The sequence below is a fragment of the Alteromonas profundi genome, assembly GCF_010500865.1.
Classification (GTDB): Bacteria; Pseudomonadota; Gammaproteobacteria; order Enterobacterales; family Alteromonadaceae; genus Alteromonas; species Alteromonas profundi.
In genome coordinates this window covers 15,077-32,055 of record NZ_JAAAWN010000007.1, presented here as the reverse complement: position 1 = coordinate 32,055, position 16,979 = coordinate 15,077, and the positions used below count along the sequence as shown (strand labels likewise).

The window sequence follows — 16,979 nt, the reverse complement described above, 5'->3', positions numbered from 1 at the left end:
AGTCTATGCCCCAACACAAAGTTGTCAACTCTGACCATTTCATAACATTTACTAACGGTTATATTTTGAACAATATAGAATTTGATAAGCAGCATATTTGGCACCCTTATACATCCTCTGTTAACGCCTTGCCTTGCTATGAAGTGACAGGGGCGAAGGGTGCTAAGCTTACGCTTGCCAGTGGTGAAGAACTTGTCGATGGCATGTCGAGTTGGTGGGCTGCCATTCATGGCTACAATCACCCCACCCTGAATAAAGCAGCGCACGATCAGGTAGATGCGTTCTCACATGTCATGTTTGGCGGCATCACCCACCAGCCCGCTATCAATGTCTGTCGTACGTTGCTAGATATGGTGCCAGATGGATTATCTCGGGTATTTTTAGCAGACTCAGGCTCTGTGGCAGTAGAAGTAGCGATTAAAATGGCTATTCAATACTGGGCCTGCCAGGGGCGTAGCGAAAAATCTCGTATTGTCGCACCGCGCAATGGCTATCACGGCGATACCTTTGCCGCTATGTCGGTGTGCGATCCGATAAATGGGATGCATAGCCTGTTTGAAAACGTGCTAAGTAAGCAATTATTTGCGCCCGCCCCCCAAACGCGTTTCGGACAAACCTTTAGTGAAGACGATATTCTGCCGATGGTGGAAATGTTTGAAAATCATCACCATGAAATAGCTGCGTTGATTTTAGAGCCGATTGTACAAGGCGCGGGGGGCATGCGTATGTATCACCCCGAGTATTTAAAGCGCTGTCGACAGCTGTGCGATAGTTATGATGTATTACTCATCTGCGACGAGATTGCCACAGGCTTCGGACGCACAGGTAAATTATTTGCCTGTGAACATGCCGATATCTCTCCTGATATTTTATGTTTAGGAAAAGCACTAACCGGCGGTTATATGACCATGGCCGCTACGCTTTGTACCGAAGATGTTGCATTGGGCGTGTGTCAAGGCGAGCCTGGCGTATTTATGCATGGCCCTACCTATATGGGCAATCCTCTTGCTTGCGCGGTGGCAAACGCTAGTTTATCACTCATTAATCAAAACCATTGGCAAACGCAAGTACAGGCTATTGAGCAACAATTACAGAGCGAACTGGAAAAATGTGCCTCATTAGCTGTGGTAGCAGATGTTCGCGTACTCGGTGCCATTGGTGTAGTTGAAACCCGTGCACCGGTGAACGTAGCAGAAATTCAGCGCCACTTTGTTCGCCATGGCGTATGGATAAGACCCTTTGGAAAACTGGTATATATTATGCCTCCTTACATTATTAGCGCCACACAATTGTCTGCACTTACCCACGCTATCTTCAGTTACTTACAAAAGCAGGGTTAGCGGGCCTTACTGGGTTAATCTATTATTGAGTGTAGCCTGGTAAGAACAGCAAAAAATATACGGAAAGACCAATAAATCGCTGCGTCGATATCGCATTTTTTGCGACTATAATAGGGGCGTGCATAAGGTTCGAATGGGTGTAACATGATTGTTCGATTGTTTGACAAATTTGTTTTTGCATTGCTTTTTATTGCGGCCTTACAAGTCCCTATTTTAGCCGATCATTACCGTCAGTACTTAACTGGTTATTATGACGCTACCCGCGACGAGGTAAATGCAATAGCCGCAATGGCGCAACGTCACGGGTATGTATCGGCGAGTGCGTTACTAGAATCACTGGCGCAGAACAGTGAGCCTGTAGTACGTGAAGATGCTAAGCGAAAAGCGGCCATGTTCGAAGAGCTTATTGATATTGAAGCGGGAATTCGAACACTTACCTATGGCCACTATTTTGAAAAATTAGGCTACATGTTCACCCCTACGCGCACCGATACTTTAGCCCGCGTGGTTACCAACTTTAAACCCGCTATCCCCCTCACGCCGGCCAGTTTAGCCTTTAGCCTACTCACAGCCATCTTGGTTAATGTATTTTTGTGGAGCCCATACTTTTGTTACTGTGGAATACGAAAATTACGAAGAAGACAGCATCACCCCGCGTAGTCTTGTTTACCTTAATCGCAAACATGAATCGCTTAGTCGCAGGCGCATTCGCTTATCTGAAAAATCAGTGCATAAGCTGGCATTGATCATGCAACCTCTCTTTTAACGCACCTTAATACTTCCGTCACATTAGCGGAAAAATATATAGGTTATCAGTAAGTTAAGTTTTAGGAGATAGTAATATGCAGTCAGATAAACAACTTTTAATTGGGAAAGTGTTGCAAATTAAAGACAAAATTAACGCAAAACGCCACCGTATCCCCTCAGACCTTCAAGGTGAATGGAATTCATTAGACGCAAAGACTGCGTGTCTAGATAGCGATGCTAATGCAATACATGAAGGGCAAAGCTTGGTTAAACAGACAGGGTTTTCAGCGTCAGAGCCTGAATTATCACGAATTCTTGACCGTCTAGATACGCTTAACAAAGAAGTAAGTGTTGCACAAATACCGCATTAATTACTGTGCGCTAGCGCATGGGATTTATTTAGCGGCAGGTGCCTACCCGCCATTACAATAACGGGTGGCGCCGCGCAACTGGGTTATTTGCTTATTTTTACCAACGCACTTACTTTGCGCTTTCCATAACAGGCTTACCTGACAAAAGTCGCTTCTGCATGCGTATAGCATCACTTTGGTCATCATAGTAGTTGTCGTACATACCAAAGATGACAAAACCAAGCTTTTTATAAAGCGCGATCGCCCCTTGGTTATTGCTAGACACTTCTAGGCGCATAAAGGGCTTTCCCCGCGTTTTTGCCACCTCTTCTAGCCAACGAATTAACTCTGCCGCCACCCCTTTACCTCTCGCTTGTGGTGATACCGCGATGGAATATAAGCGGGTTAGTTGGGTACCGCGTCGAAGCAATAGCAACGCATAACCTAAGATTTCAGGAGTCTGGCCTATCTGACTTTTCTTGTTAGTGACCGCTGACTCTGCGATCACTAGTTCAGCGTGTTCGCTGCGTATATGATGCTTAAAGCTACGTGCAGATAAACGGTCGGTTTGAAAACACAGGGCTTCTAGGTTTAACAACGAACTAATATCGCCAAGCTCAGCGTTTCGCACCACGATGGATGCCGCATGCGCTTGTACACCAGTTACCCTACTTTCACCACGGGGTTCTGCCGCGGTGCTGGGTTTAATATCACCTTTCATCGGCCTCGTTGCTCCAACCTGCTAGCGAATTCCTGCATTATTATCTCGTACAGGACGCTGCCTAAATACTTGTCTTCCACGCCCCCATCAATACTGGGGTTATCGTTAACTTCAATAACATACACTTTATTGCCTGTGTGCTTGATATCGACCCCATATAACCCGTTACCCACCACTTTTGCTGCCTTTATTGCTGCCTGTAACACCACTTTTGGCACCTCAAATGTGGGCAGAGTCGTAAAGCCGCCTGAGGAAAAACGCTCGCCCTGGTGATGATATATTTGCCAATGGTTTCGCGCCATAAAGTACTTACATGCGTAAATAGGTTTTCCCCCTAAAATGCCAATACGCCAATCGAATTCAGTGAATATATATTCTTGTACTAATACCAACGCCGATTCATGCAACATGCTAATTAGCTTCTGCTTTAGTTCCTCTCGACTTTGCGCTTTGTGCACACCACGGGAAAACGAGCTTTCTGGTAACTTTAACACCATGGGGAGGCCAAACTGGCTGATTAACGTGTCACACACCTCATCATTTATGTGAGAAACAAATGCAGATTTAGGCGCAGGTACCTTTTGATACGTAAAGGCATCTTGCAAAAACACCTTATTACAGCAACGTAATATAGACTGGGTATCATCCATAACTACTATGCCTTCTTGTTCTGCTGCCCGCGCTAGCCTATAGGTATGGTGATCGATAGCCGTGGTTTCTCGAATAAAAAGCGCGTCATATTGAACAAGCTCTTCCGGGCTTAATTTTTCAACCACGTTGGCACGAAACCCCAATTTTTCGGCAGCTTTAACAAAGTGCCGCAGCGCCCTACTATTACTGGGCGGGGTGTCTTCTTGCGAATTCACTAAAATGGCCATATCCCAACGGGAACGTTTGGTCGCCTTAAACGCTTTCCATTGTTTTTGTGTGTAATCGTGAAGGGCATCAATACACAGGCCTTGCTGCATTGCATCAAGTTGCGAAAATGCCCGACTCTGCACTTCTGCCACCCCAGTGAGGCTGTTTTTGTGTGCATCATTTTTAGCAATAGCAGTATCACGTTGTAGCGTGAGTAATAAAATGGGACATGGGTATTTTTCAAACGCTTGGCGCGCCAAGCGCTTAAAACGCTGATCTTTCGTTGCGCCAAAAAGTACTAAAATAGGCACCGAGGGTAATTCAGTGTCTTTGGTCGGCGCACTAAACGCGAACGGAATGCGATCCACGTGCCTTGCTTCCGCTAAGCGTAAATCGTTGATGGTACTGACCGCTGGTAACACCATGTGATTACGTGCTTGGGCTAACAAAGAGCAATAGTAGCCTTCACCTAAGTAGCGACTGGTATCGCATAGGTTGATGACACGCACCTTACTTTCATTAGCTTTTGGAAAGTCGGCGAGATAGTCGTTAAACGTAACCACTTTAAGCGTGCTACCGTCAAAGAGATTAACGTCGTCGGCGACAATAAGGGTGTTATGCATTAATTAGCTTCTAAAAATTAAGTTACAATACAGTTGTTTAGCGTTAATATTAACGACTAAACAGTTATCCAACAGATATTTATGGCACGCAGTTTACGCTTAAAACGATAAATGCACAGCGTATTCAGAACGGCTTTTTTTCATCGTTAAGACAACAAAAAATGATGCAAAAAATAGCGCGACTTTGACGTAGGAGAAAATATGTTACTAGCCGGTTTGGCCATTGCTATAGGGTTACCTGTATTGTTATGGAGTGCAGGAAAATTCGTCGGTGGCGCAGCATCTATCGCCAATCACTTTGGTGTCTCGCCACTATTGATAGGTATGCTGATCATTGGTTTTGGTACGTCGGCGCCAGAAATAGTCGTTTCCATTTTCGCCGCTATAAATGGCAATTCAGGAATAGCGCTAGGTAACGCCTATGGCTCTAACATCGCCAATATTATGCTCATATTAGGGCTAACTGCATTGATAAGCCCTATTGCAGTTCGCTCTAACATAGTCAAAAAAGAGCTTCCCGTTTTACTCGGTATTACCTTTTTCGCCGTTTGGCAGGTGTTAGATGGCACCGTATCTAAAGACGACGCCTTTTCCTTGCTTGGTTTATTTGTGTTGCTTCTCTCATGGAGTATTTGGCACGGCATGAAAGGCGATAAAGACGTGTTGGCCGACGAATATAGCGAAGAAATCAATGCCACTGAGGGTACAGTAAAAACCCATCTTATTTGGCTTATATCTGGGCTGCTATTATTGGTGGCAAGTTCACGTATGTTGGTATGGGGATCGGTTGAAGTAGCCACCTTCTTTGGCGTAAGCGACACTATTATTGGCCTTACCGTGCTAGCTATTGGCACCTCACTACCTGAATTAGCATCCTCGTTAATTGCCGTGAAAAAAGGCGAGCACGACCTTGCCATAGGGAACGTTATTGGCTCAAATATGTTCAACACATTAGCCGTTGTTGGCATTGCCGGTACCCTACAACCTATGTCGGTAAGTGCTGACTTCTTATATCGTGACGTGCTAGTAATGATAGCCGCCACTGTAGCCTTGTTTGTATTTTGTATTGGTATCAAGCGCCAAGGCCGCCTAAACCGGTTGGAAGGCGCTGCGTTTTTAGCTGCCTATATTGGCTATACGTACTGGCTAATTACCGTCGCCTTTATTTAAAGATATCAAAGGTTGTCACCAGCGTTACCAAACAAATGGTTGAGATGGCTACCAACACAAATAAATTGGTGGCCATATTATCGCCCCGTCGCCGGTTGCGGCGGGCGTGAATAACCATACTCACCAAAGCCAGCCCCAATGCCAACTGCAACACCATAAACAATGCTTTAACATATTCAGGTGCCCAAGTGTTATCACCTTCTATTCCCCAATAGCGCTGCACGCCACTAATAAAATCGGGTCGAGCGTAGTGAAACAGTACCAACGCAACCACCAGTGAAAACCAGCCCACTGCATTTAGAATTAACATCAGACGGTACAACGCTGTCTTTGTTCTGGGCTTTACTCGCCGCTCTTTAAAGGACGGTGAAACATTTTTATTTCCCATTTGTCACTCTGTTCTCTGGTATCCATCTTTAGGTTAAGTATACTAGCGTGCTGTTAACTTGCGCTTTCCACCATTTAAAGCTTATGCATGGCCATGCAATGCTTAAAAAAAACCGCGAGAATGCATTTTCAGAATACTATTTATGATGATATGTCGAGTTATCGGCAACAAAATTCAAAACATTGACATTTAAGAATATGAGTTGTGCATAGGCACTTTGTTGTTGCGTATTACACTGAGCAACAAGAAATCAGTAAGACGGAGAAATTAACATGATGCACGCGCCCGTTGTCGACGTACTTAAAGGTAAGTACGCAGTTGGCGAATCGGTAACCGTTAAAGGTTGGGTAAGAACACGCCGTGATTCTAAAGCAGGGTTATCTTTTATTGCGCTACACGATGGTAGTTGCTTTGACCCAGTGCAAGTTATTGCACTGAATTCTCTGTCAAATTATGCAGATATACAGCGTTTAACTGCGGGTTGCTCTTTGGCGGTAACTGGCACAGTTAAAGAGTCTCAAGGTAAAGGTCAAGCACTTGAAATTGACGCTACAACCGTTGAGATTATGGGGTGGGTAGAAAACCCAGATACATACCCTATGGCAGCTAAGCGTCACAGTATTGAGTATCTTAGAGAGTTTGCACACCTTCGCCCACGCACTAACGTTATTGGCGCAGTTACCCGCGTTCGCAACTGCTTGTCTCAAGCTATCCATCGCTTTTTCCACGAAAAAGGCTACTACTGGATTTCCACACCTATCTTGACCGCAAGCGATACCGAAGGTGCAGGCGAAATGTTCCGAGTATCTACGCTAGACATGATGAACCTTCCTCTCAACGACAAAGGTGATGTAGATTACTCAGAAGACTTTTTCGGTAAAGAAACCTATTTAACGGTTTCAGGCCAATTGAACGTTGAGACCTATTGTACTGCAATGTCTAAGGTATACACTTTTGGCCCAACCTTCCGTGCTGAAAATTCAAATACTTCTCGTCATTTGGCTGAGTTTTGGATGATTGAGCCTGAAGTTGCTTTTGCTGATTTAAGCGACGTGGCGCAACTGGCTGAAGACATGCTGAAGTATGTGTGTAAAGCCGTGCTTGAAGAGTTGCCCGACGATATGGCATTTTTCGCCCAACGAATTCAAAAAGATGCCGTTAGCCGTTTAGAGAAATTAGTCAATTCTGACTTTGTTCGTATGGACTACACCGATGCTATCACCATTTTACAAAACTGCGGAAAACAGTTTGAATTCCCAGTAGAATGGGGTATCGACTTATCTTCTGAGCATGAGCGCTATTTAGCTGAAGAGCATGTTGGCGCACCTATTATCATGCAAAACTATCCGAAGGACATCAAAGCCTTCTATATGCGTATCAATGATGACGGCAAAACCGTTGCTGCTATGGATGTATTGGCACCGGGTATTGGTGAAATAATTGGTGGTTCGCAGCGTGAAGAGCGTTTAGACGTATTTGATACGCGCTTAGAAGAGATGGGGCTTTCGAAAGAAGATTACGCGTGGTATCGCGACCTACGCCGCTACGGTACCGTACCCCATTCAGGGTTCGGTCTAGGATTTGAACGTTTAGTGGCCTATGTTACAGGCATGCAGAATGTTCGAGATGTTATCCCGTTCCCAAGAACTCCTGGAAATGCCAGCTTCTAAAGCGTCCTCTTTAATCAATAAAGCCCAGGCACTGTCTTGGGCTTTATTTTTTATCAATAAGCGAATTGTACGCCTATTTATATCCGTCAGGGTTAGTATACTTTCAAAGGCTGTTTTTATAGGTTCTAGACGAGGGTGCTAAAGGACGTTCCCAGTAATCCAAGTTTTGCCAAAGTGCGTATTTATCATTCCCGCTCGCTTATGAATGCGCTATGCTGCTAATAAATGAAAATCAATGATTTAACCCAAGGCCCCCATTATGGTAGGCTACCTAGAGAGGCCATATTCTCCCTAATGACTGAAAGTTCCAGATTAACTGTCGTTTGTGAACAATGCCATCAGGATGCGGTGCTTCCCGGATTGAGCCATCGCGAGCGAGCGGTGTGCCCGAGGTGCGGCCATACGTTACTTACCTTTAGGCGTAATGCCACCGAACGTTTATTAGCGTACGCGGTAAGCGCGTTAGTCTTCTTAGCTCTTTCCTTGCCTTTTAACTTCCTTACCTTTAAAGCCAGTGGGCAAAAACATAGCATCGACTTGCCCGGTGGGCTTTCTGTACTTATGGAGCAAGACTATTTTTCATTAGCGCTTATAACGGGGCTTGCCACTTTGGTGTTACCCGGTATGGTTCTGTGTGGTTTAATTACGCTGGGATTAGCAAGGAAAAAGAATGCCCGTACGCCATTTACTCGGCGCACCCTTTATACCGTTAAAACGTTACTGCCATGGAGCATGGCCGAAATTTTCTTAGTGGGTACCCTCGTCAGTTTAATTAAAATAACTGAATTAGCGGATGTTTCTGTTGGGCTGTCTTTTTACGCATTTATTGGCTTTACCACCTTTATGGCACTCACGCTTTCTCAGTTCGACAGTGCAAGTTATACACTCTGGTTAAACGATGGCCAATTGCCTGCTCCTAAAGCGCTGTCAGAGTCGCAAGCATTCACCAGTATTCAACGAACGTGGGCGTTATTGCTTACCGCCTCTTTGCTTTATATTCCTGCCAATATGCTACCTATTATGCATACTGAGTTATTTGGCACTGAAACACCTAATACTATTATAGGTGGCGTTATTTCTTTGTGGGAATCGGGCTCCTACCCTATTGCCATCATTATTTTATTGGCCAGTGTTGTTGTTCCGGTAGCAAAAATCATTATATTGGCTTGGCTGAATTACTCGGTACATGCACAGCGTTCGAGTTCCGAGCGTACGCGTATTCGTTATTATCGAATAACCGAAGCTATAGGAAGGTGGTCGATGATAGACGTTTTCGTGGTCGCCGTATTAGTAGCGCTTATTCAGATGGGTAACACAATTTCAATTTATCCTGGGCAAGCGGCATTGGCCTTTTGCGCAGTAGTATTCATTACAATGGTAGCCGCGATGACTTTCGATTCTCGGCTAATTTGGCAGCACTGGAAACAATTACCATGACTGAAGCGGCAAAGGTAAAACCTACGTCATCTATCTCACGTATTTGGATTATTCCCATTTTAGTTATCATAATTGGTGGCTGGATGGTGTATTACCAATGGAAAAACCAAGGCCCGCTGATCACCATAGAAATTCACTCTGCTACCGGTATTGAAGTAAATAAAACTCCCATAAAAGTGCGAGATTTAGAAATAGGACAGGTAAAAAAGATAACCCTAAAGCCGGATTTAGAAGGGGTATTGGTTACTGCTAGAATTGACGCTAACGCCGCACATTTACTTACCGAGAATACCGATTTTTGGGTAGTGGCGCCGCGCATTAGCTTCTCTGAAGTGTCTGGGCTTAACACCCTATTGTCAGGAAGTTATATTGCTATGTCAGCCGATGACACAGGCGCGGAAAAACTGCATTTTACCGCCCTTGAACGTCCACCTGTTACACCGCCAGGTACACCTGGGTTACATGTTATTTTGCGTAGCGATGACGAATTCGCCTATAAGCCCGGCGACCCTATTATTTACAAAGGCTTCAAAGTTGGCGAATTTGAAGATGCCGAATTTAACATTGAAGAGCGCGTAGTGTATTACGATGCCTTCATCGAAAGCCCGTATCATAAGCTAATTACCAAGAACACCCGTTTTTGGGACGTAAGTGGTGTGAAACTGTTGTTAGAATCAAGTGGCGTAAAGGTAGAAACAGGTAGCCTTGAAACGTTACTGGCTAATGGCATTACATTTGGAGTGCCAGACGGAGTACCTACCGGGCAACAAGTTGACAACAATACGCAATTTACTATTTATGAAGATGTCTCCTCTGCATCCAATGCCCGCTTTAAACTGGCGGCCGAGTACTTGTTGCTTATCGATGAAAGTGTACGTGGCCTTACGGTAGGGGCGCCAGTGGAATACCGCGGAATTGAAATTGGTCATGTTACCGCTATCAATTCCTTCCCTGCGGTAGAAGGTAATATCCTAGAGCAGGATTATCCTATCCCCGTAATTATAAATATCTATCCGGGAAAAGTTCGCCAGCCTGATAATCAACAGGGTTTAAAAGCGATTCAACAGACTATTCGAAACTGGCTAAAAAAAGACTTAAGAGCCACGTTGAGAATGGGTAACGTGTTAACTGGCGGCCTATATGTGGATTTACAACACGTGAGCAACCCCGAAGGCGACAGTCAAATTCAAACGATAAACGGGTACGAAGTGATCCCCACAGTATCCAATGAATTTACTCAGCTTACCCAAAAAGCAGATGCGATCCTTGATAAGATTAATCAACTACCGCTCTTAGAGATGGTAGACAATGTTCAATCCGCGGTTGAAGATATGAAGTTGGCGGCGCAATCAGTAGAAACCGCCAGCGATGATTTTGATGTGCTTATTGCCGACATTGATGCTAAGCAACTAAACCAAAACTTAAACCAAGTATTAGTAAGCTTAGATAGCTTATTGCAAAACTACAGCGATGGCGGACTAAGTAAATCTGAGATAAAGGAAACCGTGGATGCTATGCAAGAGACTATGCGTAACTTGCAACCGTTATTGCTAAAACTTAACCAAGCACCCAACAGTTTAATTTTTAACGATTCAAATAGTAGCGGGCTCGAGCCTAAAGCGAAACGCTAGTGTGAGTAGAAGAATGTTTAAAATAATGAATAGAAATCCTATGTTGGCGTTACGTATACGTGGTTTCGGTATCCCCACGCTTATGATGTTAGGCGCGATGTTAACAGGCTGCGCTACCTCAGCGCCGCCCTTGTCATACTATTTGTTGCACGATGTGACGGAAAATAATGCCACGAGAGATAGTGTCTCGCAAAACAATCCTAATGCTTTGGTTTTGATTAACCGGGTTGTATTACCCGATTATCTAAAGCAGAGAGGGTTAGTTTTTCAAACCAGTGACACAGGCATTCATATAGCCACCGACCATTTATGGGCTGAACCCATGGACGAAGGTCTAACCAAGCGCCTTCGCGATAGTTTAACTCACCACAACCTTGAGTTAATCACTCATGCCATGGGCGCGCAAGAAGTAGACGTCTATCTTACCCTTAGAATAGATGATTTCATTGCTTCACACCAAGGCGACATTATTTTGCGCGGCGAATATTTTTTATCCTACGCGGACGAGGTCGATGAAAGTGCGCGATTTCACGTTTCCCTACCCCTTCCCCATGATGGTTTTGACACCAGTGTAAAAGTAATGCGACAGGCGCTGGCTACCCTTGCCGATAAAATAGCCAGTGACATTAATGCCAAATGAGCCCCCTGTTAAATGAACTCGTACGTTATATGCGTTAGAGAACTGCTTCTCTTCTTTCGCTTACTCGGCGAAAAACGCCCTTATTTGCAAGACGTTAACCGCGATATTTTTACTGGCGCTATGTCTTTATTACCTAGACGGTTATTACGCGGTTCTTTCGTACGCCCGGATTTTAGGGGCTTTACTCATGTTTCGTTACAAAATATACATATTTAGCTTAGTAGATTAGCGTTACACTCAAGAAACTGGATTTTCGTTTTTGAAGTTGACGCATCATGACATGGTTAAAAATTGCACTTCCCTTGGGTGTTTTAGTCGCTGGCTATTTTGCAATGAAAGGTATCGAAGTTTCTGCCGCAGATAACGTTGAAAAAGAGGTTGTTGATACCCGTCCTACTGTGACAACCTTTTCCCTTAGCCCAGAGAATATTACCGTAACCCTCTCTTCTTACGGCGAGGTGCTGCCGCTAGAAACCACTAATTTAGCAGCGCAGGTTACCGGAGAAGTAGAATCGTGGAATCCTAAATTCGTTTCAGGCGGTATTGTTCGCCGTGGCGAAACCCTTTTTTCAATAGAAAAAGACAGTTATGAGGCGGCGCTGTTACTAGCAGAAGCCAACCTATCCAGCGCCCAAGCCCAACTTATTCAAGAGCAAGCCCAAGCGGAAGTAGCGCGTATCGAAGCTAAAACCATGCCCGACGCGAGAGTGACTGATTTGTACTTGAGAAAGCCACAAATGATGAGCGCAGAAGCAGCGGTTAAGTCGGCGCAAGCACAATTGAAAATAGCCCAACGGGATTTAGAAAATTGCCAAGTGAAAGCACCATACGATGCACTTATTGTTTCTCGCGATATCAGTACCGGTGACTACATCACTCAAGGCACAAGCGCAGCGGTAATAAATAATGTGGAATACGCCGAAGTCACCTTTCCCGTAGCTGGTTTCGACCGTCACTTTTTAAGTGACGAAATTATTGGTAGTGAAGCTACCTTAGTGCTCGACGATCAACAAAACACCCATATCCCTGTTACTATTCACCGCGATACAGGGGTGATTGATAATGCTACTCGCATGACACACTTAGTTGCCCGTATTAGCGACCCGTACGCAATTAACGACAGCAACCCCGCCATAAAATTCGGTACTTACGCAACGGTACTATTTAAAGGCGTAACTCTAGAGAATGTCTTCCGTGTGCCACAGGAGCTGGTTACTAACCGTACCCTGTGGACATTAGATGAGGAGAATAACTTAGTGTCGCATACTGTTGAAGTGATACGCGAAGATGGGTCTGACTTTTTGCTTCGCGGCACATTCGACGCCAACAGTGTTGTACAGTCATTACCTGAGTACCCGCAAGAGGGCATGCCGGTAAGGGTAATTAATCATAATGACGACTTAGTCGCGAACCGTGTTAAAACACAGTAAAGGGTTGTCATGGAAAATAGATTCGATACACAGCATGGTTTAATTGCCTGGTTCACCCGCAACGCCGTAGCCGCTAATCTTCTAATGATTTTTATTATCATCATGGGTATAGCCAGCTATTTCACTATTCAACGGCAAATGTTCCCGAATATTGAAATAAACTACATCACCGTTCAAGCTTCCTACCCTGGGGCATCACCACAAGAAATTGAAGAAAGTATCTTCATAAAAATCGAAGAATCACTTAAAGACGTTACCGAAATAAATCGTATTGTTTCGCGCGCTTTTAGGGGCAGCGGCCGGGTAACACTAGAAATTGATTCTGATGAAGAGTTAACCGATGTACTCGATAAGGTAAAACTTCGTATCGATGGAATTGCGACCTTTCCATCGGGTATGGAGCCGGTTCAGGTATCGCAAATTGAGTTTCAACAAGATGTAATTCAAATGCCTTTAGTGGGCGACCTTCCCCTACGTGAACTAAAGTCGATTGCCAAAGAAGTTGAAGACGAACTACTCCAATTAGGTAATATTTCACTGGTAAACATTTCCGCACCTTTAGATGAGATTGCAGTTGAAATTAAACCTGATGTGTTACGTAAATATAACCTCACGATTGCTGATGTAAGCCGGGCTATTAGTAATTATTCGGCTAACATTTCTGCCGGACAGTTAAGAACTGATGCAGGCATTATTTCAGTACGGGTAGAAAATCAGTTTTATAGTGGTAACGAGTTCGCCCAAATTCCCGTTAAAATAGGCAGTGGCGGGGCTAAAGTTCTACTTTCTGATGTGGCGACAATTAACGATGGCTTCACCGAGGGTGAGCGTTACTTTAAGTACAACGGCATTAACGCCATCTGGATTTCAATTAAAGCGACCAAATCACAAAGTACCATCCCTGTCGCCGACTCCGTTAAAGCCTACATTGAGAAGAAAAATCAAGAACTCCCTAATGGTGTGAGCTTAGAAGTATTGGTTGATATGACCTATTACTTGAATGCACGACTGGAAATGATGCTTTGGAACCTACTTCAAGGCTCTATACTTGTGGCGCTAATGTTAACCCTGTTCTTACGCTTTAGATTAGCCGTATGGGTTATGGTGGGGCTGCCTGTATGTTTCTTAGGTGCGGTGATGTTAATGCCGGTATTTGGTATTAGTATAAATATTCTCTCTTTGTTTGCTTTTATAATGGTGCTGGGAATTGTTGTTGATGATGCAATAGTCATTGGCGAAAGTGCGTATACGGAAATTGAAAGCAAAGGAGGCGGCATCGACAATGTGGTTCGGGGCGCCAAAAAAGTAGCCACACCCGCCACATTTGGGGTATTAACCACCATCGCGGTATTCGCCCCTTTTACACTAAGTAGCGGCCCAGAGGGAACGTTTTTCTATAATATCGCCGTGGTAGTGATTCTATGCCTTGTGTTCTCGTTAATCGAATCTAAGCTTATCCTCCCCTCACACTTAGCCCATACACGCTTTAGTCCGGTAAAACAAACAAGTTGGCGAGCTAAGTTCAACCGCCGCTTTTACGGCTTCGTTAACGGTCCGTATCGGCGTACGCTAGAGAAAGCCATTGAGTGGCGTTGGGCAGTATTAATGATGTTTGTTGCCATGCTGATGATTAGCTGGGGGCTGATTGCTGGCGATATGGTGCGCATGGTTCCAAACCCTAAAGTGCCCCATGATTTTCCTAACATACGCATTGAAATGAATGAAACTGTGTCAGATGAAGCCACTATTGAAGCCCTTAAAATGGTAGAAAATACTGTGTTAAAGGTAGAGGCACAAATAATCGATGAGTTTGGTATGGGTATGGTTCGAGACAGGTTAGTATTTAATCAAGAACGCACCGAAGGGCAAGTAATTACACCTTTAGTTGCCGAAGACGACCGCCCTATTGATACCTTTGAGTTAGCCAGACGATGGCGAGAAGCCATGCCCGAAATTGCCGGCATGAAATCGCTGACGGTAATCGATGATGTAAATGGAGGGGGTGACGATGGCGAATTTGGCTATTTATTATACGGACCTGATATCAGTACCCTTAACGCAGCAGGGCGTAAATTTATAGAAATGCTGCAGCAACAAGAGGGCTTGTTTGATATTAGCTCTACTATCGACCCTGCCAGTAAAGAAATACAAATGACCCTACTGCCTGTAGCCTATGATTTAGGGCTTACATTAACTGACATTGCGGCTCAGGTAGGGGCTGGCTTCTACGGCGGCGAAGCCCAACGGGTTATTCGCAACGGTGAAGAAGTACGGGTTATGGTGCGTTACCCTGAATTTACTCGAGAACGCTTTGCCGACTTAAAATATTCGGTAATCAAAACCCCGAATGGACAAGATGTCGTGCTCGGCGATGTGGTTAAACTGTCGGAGAAACCCGGAATAAGTTATATACGTCGCGAAGGTGGTTATCGCAGCGTGTATGTAATGGGAAGTATTGATGAAGAAGCAGTAGAGCCCAACGAGATTGTAGAAACCATCAAAGATACCCTACTGCCCCAATTACAAGCTGAATTTCCCTCGGTAATGACAGAACTTGGCGGTGATATAGAAGAACAGCGTGCCCAGCAAAGTGAGCAAATACTCTTCTTCTTAGCCGCTATGATAATGGTTTACATACTGCTGGCTGTACCATTAAAGAGCTACGGACAACCGCTTATTATCATGTCGGTAATTCCCTTTAGTCTTACCGGAGCTATTTGGGGCCACTTCCTGTTAGGCTTAGATCTTAGCATGATGTCAACATTCGGTCTTATTGCTGCAGCGGGTGTGGTGATCAACGACTCGCTTGTTATGACAGACTTTGTCAATCAACGTCGCGCCCAAGGGTATAGTATAAAAGACGCAGTAACAGAAGCGGGTAGCGCTCGATTTAGAGCCATTACGCTAACCTCCATTACCACCTTCGCCGGGGTATTGCCGATAATGTTTGAGTCTAGCCTACAAGCAGCGTTCGTTATACCTATGGCCGCAGCACTGGGCTTTGCTGTGCTCTATGCAACCCTAGTAACGCTGATTCTGGTGCCTTGTTTATACTTAATACTGCTTGATTTAATCGGCCCGTTTTCAGCGCTAAGGCGTAAATTATCAGGCGGGAAACGCCGGCATAATGAGATAAACGATGACACAGCATCAGGCAACTTTGACCACACAGCCCAGAGCGCTGAATAGTTAACGTTAGCCCCCCTATAATAGGTGTGCAGGCCTTGCGCACCTATTGCTGTGTAAACCCGCTGATTTTGGTTACTTGTGCACAAAACGACGGGCGTTTTCGCCGTTTTTTACAATGCGTGTTTGATAAAGGTGGGTTTATTTATTTTCATAACGGCTTAATATTAAGGCAGCGGCGCTATCAGCCACTGTTTGCTTTTTGAGTTCACTCATAACGGGTTCTATTTTCATTAACTGCGGCCAAAAGCATTGCCCTTTCACCAAACTGTCTAACTCGTCGACCACTTGTTGCAAATCATCAAAAACAATTCGTTTGTCGGCATAGGCCGCTTTTAACCAACGGTGCATGGCCGTTTCTTGAGCTCTAAGATGGGCAACTTCGTCTTTCAACTTATCCGGCTCGTAAAAGAAATGGCCAATAGCCACCCGTGCCAATTCTAAGTGCTCTTCGTCCGTAACAAAGTCAATCTCGGCCCGAATAAGCGAGACAAGTTGTGCTTGTAGAGGCTTTGATGTTTGATAAATAATATCAATATTGACCAGGGCATTATTCCACTGCTCTTTAATAAGGTGCATCACCAACTCTTCTTTTGCCGAAAAGTGATTATACACAGTGCGTTTAGATACTTGCGCCATTTCAGCTAGCTTATCCATGCTAGTGCCAATGACACCGAATTCCTGAAACGCGTGTTTTGCTGCTAAAATAATAGCTTCGCGCTTTTGATCACTTCGCGTTCGTATGCTAACCATAATCCAAGATACCAATAAAAATATATTCACATTCT

General features: G+C 44.6%; 14 protein-coding genes. 10 read left to right on the top strand and 4 right to left on the bottom strand.

Annotated elements, in window-relative coordinates; all coding sequences use genetic code 11:
* Nucleotides 1-65 precede the first annotated feature (65 nt).
* From bioA to GTH32_RS06925, 3 genes are all read left to right on the top strand, one after another.
* Nucleotides 66-1,340, top strand: a complete 1,275-nt coding sequence (gene bioA, locus GTH32_RS06935) for an adenosylmethionine--8-amino-7-oxononanoate transaminase (RefSeq protein ID WP_425482363.1) — start codon at nt 66-68, stop codon at nt 1,338-1,340.
* Between the two features lie 144 nt (nt 1,341-1,484).
* Entirely contained in the window at nt 1,485-2,000 is a 516-nt protein-coding gene (locus GTH32_RS06930) for a DUF2937 family protein (protein WP_163084523.1), read from the top strand.
* Between the two features lie 182 nt (nt 2,001-2,182).
* A complete protein-coding gene (locus tag GTH32_RS06925) occupies nt 2,183-2,458 on the top strand; it encodes a hypothetical protein (RefSeq protein WP_163084522.1) in 276 nt (91 codons plus the stop codon).
* A 109-nt stretch (nt 2,459-2,567) separates the two neighbouring features.
* On the opposite strand, the gene GTH32_RS06920 is transcribed toward GTH32_RS06925, so the two are convergent.
* Together GTH32_RS06920 and GTH32_RS06915 are read right to left on the bottom strand one after the other, a co-directional pair.
* On the bottom strand, nt 2,568-3,158 hold the full coding sequence (locus GTH32_RS06920; protein WP_163084521.1) for a GNAT family N-acetyltransferase: 591 nt from the start codon (nt 3,156-3,158) through the stop codon (nt 2,568-2,570).
* Nucleotides 3,155-4,639 (bottom strand): RimK family protein, encoded by a 1,485-nt coding sequence (locus tag GTH32_RS06915; protein ID WP_163084520.1) that lies wholly within the window; start codon nt 4,637-4,639, stop codon nt 3,155-3,157. The genes GTH32_RS06920 and GTH32_RS06915 overlap by 4 nt, the downstream gene beginning before the upstream one ends.
* Nucleotides 4,640-4,840: 201 nt before the next feature.
* On the opposite strand from GTH32_RS06915, the gene GTH32_RS06910 reads away from it, so the two are divergent.
* Entirely contained in the window at nt 4,841-5,809 is a 969-nt protein-coding gene (locus GTH32_RS06910) for a calcium/sodium antiporter (RefSeq protein ID WP_163084519.1), read from the top strand.
* Here GTH32_RS06910 and GTH32_RS06905 read toward each other — a convergent pair.
* Nucleotides 5,802-6,197: a hypothetical protein gene (locus GTH32_RS06905; protein WP_163084518.1), complete on the bottom strand. Its 396-nt coding sequence runs from the start codon at nt 6,195-6,197 to the stop codon at nt 5,802-5,804. The genes GTH32_RS06910 and GTH32_RS06905 overlap by 8 nt on opposite strands.
* Before the next feature lie 272 nt (nt 6,198-6,469).
* On the opposite strand from GTH32_RS06905, the gene asnS reads away from it, so the two are divergent.
* The 6 genes from asnS (at nt 6,470) to GTH32_RS06875 (ending at nt 16,194) form a co-directional block, all read left to right on the top strand.
* Nucleotides 6,470-7,867 (top strand): asparagine--tRNA ligase, encoded by a 1,398-nt coding sequence (gene asnS / locus GTH32_RS06900; protein WP_163084517.1) that lies wholly within the window; start codon nt 6,470-6,472, stop codon nt 7,865-7,867.
* A gap of 225 nt (nt 7,868-8,092) precedes the next feature.
* Nucleotides 8,093-9,304 (top strand): paraquat-inducible protein A, encoded by a 1,212-nt coding sequence (locus GTH32_RS06895; protein ID WP_246223172.1) that lies wholly within the window; start codon nt 8,093-8,095, stop codon nt 9,302-9,304.
* Nucleotides 9,301-10,935, top strand: a complete 1,635-nt coding sequence (pqiB, locus tag GTH32_RS06890; protein ID WP_163084516.1) for an intermembrane transport protein PqiB — start codon at nt 9,301-9,303, stop codon at nt 10,933-10,935. Before GTH32_RS06895 ends, pqiB begins: the two co-directional genes overlap by 4 nt.
* A 25-nt stretch (nt 10,936-10,960) precedes the next feature.
* Nucleotides 10,961-11,575 (top strand): PqiC family protein, encoded by a 615-nt coding sequence (locus GTH32_RS06885; RefSeq protein ID WP_163084515.1) that lies wholly within the window; start codon nt 10,961-10,963, stop codon nt 11,573-11,575.
* A gap of 275 nt (nt 11,576-11,850) precedes the next feature.
* A complete protein-coding gene (locus GTH32_RS06880) occupies nt 11,851-13,005 on the top strand; it encodes an efflux RND transporter periplasmic adaptor subunit (protein WP_163084514.1) in 1,155 nt (384 codons plus the stop codon).
* A gap of 9 nt (nt 13,006-13,014) precedes the next feature.
* Nucleotides 13,015-16,194, top strand: a complete 3,180-nt coding sequence (locus GTH32_RS06875) for an efflux RND transporter permease subunit (protein ID WP_163084513.1) — start codon at nt 13,015-13,017, stop codon at nt 16,192-16,194.
* A 138-nt stretch (nt 16,195-16,332) separates the two neighbouring features.
* Here the strand turns inward: GTH32_RS06875 and GTH32_RS06870 are convergent, their stop codons facing one another.
* Nucleotides 16,333-16,944, bottom strand: a complete 612-nt coding sequence (locus GTH32_RS06870; RefSeq protein WP_203565403.1) for a TetR/AcrR family transcriptional regulator — start codon at nt 16,942-16,944, stop codon at nt 16,333-16,335.
* Nucleotides 16,945-16,979 lie beyond the last annotated feature (35 nt).

What these genes read in the sequence shown, in the direction of transcription:
- GTH32_RS06925 (WP_163084522.1), top strand. Translation starts at nt 2,183, where the DNA reads ATGCAGTCAGATAAACAACTTTTAATTGGGAAAGTGTTGCAAATTAAA.
- GTH32_RS06920 (WP_163084521.1), bottom strand. Translation starts at nt 3,158, where the DNA reads ATGAAAGGTGATATTAAACCCAGCACCGCGGCAGAACCCCGTGGTGAA.
- GTH32_RS06880 (WP_163084514.1), top strand. Translation starts at nt 11,851, where the DNA reads ATGACATGGTTAAAAATTGCACTTCCCTTGGGTGTTTTAGTCGCTGGC.
- GTH32_RS06905 (WP_163084518.1), bottom strand. Translation starts at nt 6,197, where the DNA reads ATGGGAAATAAAAATGTTTCACCGTCCTTTAAAGAGCGGCGAGTAAAG.
- GTH32_RS06875 (WP_163084513.1), top strand. Translation starts at nt 13,015, where the DNA reads ATGGAAAATAGATTCGATACACAGCATGGTTTAATTGCCTGGTTCACC.
- GTH32_RS06885 (WP_163084515.1), top strand. Translation starts at nt 10,961, where the DNA reads ATGAATAGAAATCCTATGTTGGCGTTACGTATACGTGGTTTCGGTATC.
- GTH32_RS06930 (WP_163084523.1), top strand. Translation starts at nt 1,485, where the DNA reads ATGATTGTTCGATTGTTTGACAAATTTGTTTTTGCATTGCTTTTTATT.
- GTH32_RS06910 (WP_163084519.1), top strand. Translation starts at nt 4,841, where the DNA reads ATGTTACTAGCCGGTTTGGCCATTGCTATAGGGTTACCTGTATTGTTA.
- GTH32_RS06915 (WP_163084520.1), bottom strand. Translation starts at nt 4,639, where the DNA reads ATGCATAACACCCTTATTGTCGCCGACGACGTTAATCTCTTTGACGGT.
- pqiB (WP_163084516.1), top strand. Translation starts at nt 9,301, where the DNA reads ATGACTGAAGCGGCAAAGGTAAAACCTACGTCATCTATCTCACGTATT.
- asnS (WP_163084517.1), top strand. Translation starts at nt 6,470, where the DNA reads ATGATGCACGCGCCCGTTGTCGACGTACTTAAAGGTAAGTACGCAGTT.
- GTH32_RS06895 (WP_246223172.1), top strand. Translation starts at nt 8,093, where the DNA reads ATGAAAATCAATGATTTAACCCAAGGCCCCCATTATGGTAGGCTACCT.
- GTH32_RS06870 (WP_203565403.1), bottom strand. Translation starts at nt 16,944, where the DNA reads ATGGTTAGCATACGAACGCGAAGTGATCAAAAGCGCGAAGCTATTATT.